The sequence below is a fragment of the Tetragenococcus muriaticus DSM 15685 genome (genome assembly GCF_000423785.1).
In the GTDB taxonomy this organism is placed as follows: Bacteria; Bacillota; Bacilli; order Lactobacillales; family Enterococcaceae; genus Tetragenococcus; species Tetragenococcus muriaticus.
Genome location: NZ_AUIQ01000084.1, coordinates 1 through 4,803 on the forward strand (window position 1 = coordinate 1; position 4,803 = coordinate 4,803).

Genomic DNA, 4,803 nt, shown 5'->3' on the forward strand with positions numbered 1-4,803 from the left:
CCTTCATCAGGTCCACCAAGTTGTGAAATCAAGCCGTTATAACGTCCACCGCCGCATACAGTTACATATCCACCACCAAACACGTCAGAATCAGACATAATTTCAAAAATGGTTTGAGTATAATAATCCAATCCACGAACCATATCTGAATCGATCTCATATTTAATATTGAGTTTGTCGAGTAACTTTTTAACTTCTTCAAAATACTTTGCTGAATAATCACTTAACGAATCAAGAATTGAAGGTGCATTTGCAACGATCTTTTGATCAGTCTCATCTTTACTATCAAGAACTCGTAATGGATTCTTGTACATACGCTCTTTGGAATCATCACTGAGCTGATCATAATATGGTTTTAAGTAGTCAATGAGTGCTTTGTGGTATGCGTCCCGTGTTTCTTTGTCACCTAGAGTGTTGACTGTAAGCTTTAGATCATTAATTCCAAGTTGCTTGAAGAATTGAAGGGCTTCTGAAATAACTTCAACATCAATTTGAGGTGATTCACTATTTAGTGCCTCACAACCAATCTGTGTGAATTGACGTTGTCGGCCGGACTGTGGACGTTCATATCGGAACATTGGCCCCATGTAATACACTTTATAAGGCTTTGGATATTCTGGACCAAATAACTTATTTTCAACATATGCTCGAACTGTGCCGGCAGTTCCTTCTGGACGAAGTGCTAATCTGCGGCCGCCCCTATCATCAAAATCATACATTTGTTTTTCAACAATATCGGAAGTGTCACCTACATTACGTGCGAAGACATTATAGTTTTCAAAGATTGGAGTACGAATTCCTCGATATCCAAACTGGTTAAAGGTATCACGTGCAATTTTTTCAACCTTTTGCCATACTTCGATTTCTCCAGGTAAAATATCTACAGTTCCTTTTAGTCTTTGGTAATTTACATCAGTCATAACAATTCTCCCTTTCTATAATAAAATAACGCCCTCCAGAGTCATATACTCTAGAGGGCGTTCTATCGCGGTTCCACCTCAGTTTTGCAATGTCCTCACGAACATTGCCTCAGTAGGTCCACATATAAATGAAAGGGGTGAACCTACAAGTTATAACGCACTTGGCGAAACTCGCTACTTTGATTTCACAAGTTTTAGTTCATAGATGTGACTTACATTGTTAACCAACTTTCAGCCTGTGTTGGATCTCTTTTGAATTACAACAATGTTCTTTTATCTAATCAAAACTAATTAACTATATGATACCTGCTTTTATTAGAAAGTCAATAGAAAAGTTAAAATTCTATTGCATTCCAAAATACCGTTACAAAATTTACTTACCAGCCTTGGGCAGCACAGGATTAGCATCATCATATTGATAATGACTAATGTGTCCATCCTGCATCCATTTGCGTAATTTATCAACTTCCTCAGCATGATCAGGATCAAGTAGCTGTGGGAACTCGCCTCTAACGGTATGATCGTAACCAGCGATGTTAATATCCCGCGGCTTTGTATCTTGAACAAAATCAAAAGCACGTCCATAAATTATGTCTGTCGGATTCCATACAGACCCATCTTTAAAGGTAATGGTGATAGATCCATGCGGTGCACCCTTTTCGAAGTGAGCACTCTGTACTGCCTCTTTCTTCATTGCGGAGATTCCATGTGCAGTAAGGAGATAAACATTCTTCATAGAAGTAAGATATATCTCGCTTCCATTAGATCGCTGATTCAGAATGACTTGACTTATTTTATCAGGAATATCTGACAGATATTTCCCAACAAAGTCAGGCATAGACTCATAAGAAATGACAGATTGAACAGTAGTATTGTTAGCATCACTCACATTAATCATAATTATCTCCCAAGCCTTAAAGTGGAATCCAAATTAATAATTGATGTTTCCACCCTTAGTTAATGATTGGTAACCCATCTTGTCAAGCCATTCTGGCATAGTAAGATTCTGCATAATATCCATGTCAGTATCAGGTGTAAGAATTGAGCCACCTGGAATTGAATCAACAGGCATTGCAATATAAGGAGCAACAGTAATTGCATTACCAACTTGTCCTGGCTTCATCATTGCATGTGCAAATCCAATCCATGAGCTTGTGAATACGGCACCACCATTTTCGCCGGCAGTGTGTTCGCCACAGGCTGCAATTGACTTAGCCATTGCATTACGACGGCCCTTAAGATATTCAATCAATTCATCTTCGTTAGGAGTCTCCCAAACACCAGCATCTTCAACGTACATACTTGCGTACTTAGTTGGATCCTTTGCAAATGAAATTGCGATTGCTGACCAAACACCATATCCTTGACCAGGCTTCATATCTGCATCGTTCTTTGGACGTTCTGCAGTTACACCTTTGTTGGCACAGCATACAAATGCACCTGGAGCAGGATAGTGACGCATATCGTCTTTAGTACCAAAGTATTCAACTAAATTATCTTGTAAAGGCTTTGCATCGTAAATTGGAAGTTCACTACCGTCCCATTGTTTTTCAGTAAATAATGGCTTAGCTTTGTCAACTTCAGGGTTACGAAGGATGTCATAACCAAGAACAGTTCCACCAACACCAGAGAAACTTGATGCAGTAGTCATGTTGATTTGTCCAATATAGGCATTCTTTGTTTCCGCACGGTCATACGAAACAATACCATCAAGGATCATATCATCGGTTTTATCAACGACACCAGCATCTACTTTAAGTCCTGAAACATATCCATTACCAACGTTTCCTGGTTCAAGATACCCTCTAGACCATTTCTTGTATGGACTCACTGAGATACGGTCAACCCCAAGTGTGTTCAACTTTTTATCAAACTCTGACATAATTGTTACCTCCATTTTAAAAAATAAAGAAAAGCGCTTTATTTCTGTTTACAAGTACATGTTACCACCTGTTCATTTTTTTACAATATCAGAATGAAAATTGATAGAAATATAATCGCTTTCTAATCACTATTTAATTTTTTGATCGCTCCAGGACCCTTTGTTGCCGCGAATCATCAATCTTTTCAGGCAAAAGAAAAGACGCTGGAAACGGTCATTTCATAGCGTCTTTTCTCAAATAGAATACACAAAGTATGATTTGTAGTTATTGGTAATGAATTTTAAGCCATTAATGCATAAATCCCATAAACAGCCACAGCGACAATTATAATAGCAAATACTGCTTCACCTTTGGTAAACATAGGCTTGTTATATTGTTTCCGTGCCCAAATATAGAATGGAATTCCAATTGCATACGCAATGAATGCAATTGCCGTGTACTTAATACCTGCGGATACACCCATGATCAGTGTGTATGCTAGCGCAAGCACAGCAATTATCATTGCTTTTCGTGGAGAGTGTTTTGCTCCCTTTGCAAACTCGCCATCCTTACGACTGATCTTGATAAGATACATTTCTGAAATTAAAAATGGTGGAACCGTCATGGTACCCACAACAGTCAACAACATTTGATATGCATTCAAATCAAAGTGAGCAATGATAATGATCACTTGAATTACCAGTGTGGCCATGATTACTGAGAAGTCGGGTACATTTCTCTTGGAAACATGTGCAAAAGCACGAGGAAAGGCCCCATCCTCTGAAGCGGCATGTTGCGGCAATTCTGCAAGCATTTGAATCCAAGAGATCCAACTTGAGAATACGGCGAACAGTAATGCAACCGTGATAACGTCACGACCAATGGTACTGTGCCAGAGATCAGTTAAGATGTATGCAGTTGATGGTGAAGTCAAGTGGGCCAATTGTCCATATGAGTAAACACCTAAGGAAAGCATACCAACGAGGGTGTACATAACGATACAAATAATAAATCCAGTGATTGTTGCCTTTGGTACTTGCTTAGGATTGCGTGCCTTTCCAGACATAACAACAGCACCTTCAACACCACCAAACATCCAAAGGGTAACCATCATAGTACCCATCAGTTGATGCATAACACTTCCCATTGGTTTGTCGCCTCTTGATGGGATAGCCTGTGAAGCATTAGCGTTCGTGGTAAATGTATTCAGGTTGAAGTGAGAAATAACAGTTACCAAGAATACAACAACAACTGCTAACATAATTGCAGTAGAAAACTTTTGTACGGTACTTGAAACTTCAACGCCACGGAGCACAAGTGCGGTCAGTAACCATGTAATAATTGAAGCTCCAATAACTGATGGCCAGTTGTTTCCGCCTGTAAAAGTGCCTGGGAAAAAGTAATCCAGAGTACTCATAGTTAAAACAGCGTAAGCAGCATTGGCAGCACATTCACATACAAAGTAGCCCCATGCTGTGAAGAATCCGGTGAATGGACCAAATCCAATCTCGCCGTATTTATAAAGTCCAGCCTGAAGATCAGGTTTAACATCACTGAGGATCACAAATGTTTCAGCGATAAACCAAATCCCGATGGCCGTGGTAATCCAAGCAATCAGCTGTGCATTAACACCAGCTACTTGCGACATATTTTTTGGTAAGTCGAAAACCCCCGAACCTACCATTGCGCTAACACAAAGAGCAACAAGGCCAACAAAACCCATTTTGCCGGCTTCTGGCTTTTTAGCGCGTTCAGCGTCGTCCATAGATCAGACTTCCTTCCTATTCAATTATCCTGGGAAAATTTTGAAGAATAAAAATGTAAACAAACAATAAGCGCCTTCCCCGAAAATAATTATTGCACTAAATTGCACAAATTACAATGAGATTGTGAAGAAAAACACCTATTCATTAATACGAACTTTAATGGTAGATTGCAAATTTAATCCGAATTTTTGGACAAATTTGTCAGCATAACCTGATACGGTGTTTGCCAGTCGAGTATTTTAAGCGGTCGCTGGT

The 4,803-nt window shown here is 39.4% G+C and carries 4 protein-coding genes; all 4 read right to left on the minus strand.

All coding sequences use genetic code 11. The annotated features are described in order from the left end of the window. Nucleotides 1–920, minus strand: a 920-nt coding sequence (gene hisS, locus G577_RS0109920) for a histidine--tRNA ligase (protein WP_028791035.1), incomplete at its 3' end; no start/stop codon positions are given. A gap of 373 nt (nt 921–1,293) precedes the next feature. Then, on the minus strand, nt 1,294–1,818 hold the full coding sequence (gene hdcB / locus G577_RS0109925; protein WP_013650699.1) for a histidine decarboxylase maturation protein HdcB: 525 nt from the start codon (nt 1,816–1,818) through the stop codon (nt 1,294–1,296). A 33-nt stretch (nt 1,819–1,851) separates the two neighbouring features. Further along, complete coding sequence (hdcA, locus tag G577_RS0109930) at nt 1,852–2,802, minus strand: histidine decarboxylase, pyruvoyl type (RefSeq protein ID WP_013650698.1); 951 nt, start codon at nt 2,800–2,802, stop codon at nt 1,852–1,854. Between the two features lie 281 nt (nt 2,803–3,083). After that, on the minus strand, nt 3,084–4,547 hold the full coding sequence (hdcC, locus tag G577_RS0109935) for a histidine-histamine antiporter (protein ID WP_013650697.1): 1,464 nt from the start codon (nt 4,545–4,547) through the stop codon (nt 3,084–3,086). Between the last annotated feature and the right edge of the window lie 256 nt (nt 4,548–4,803).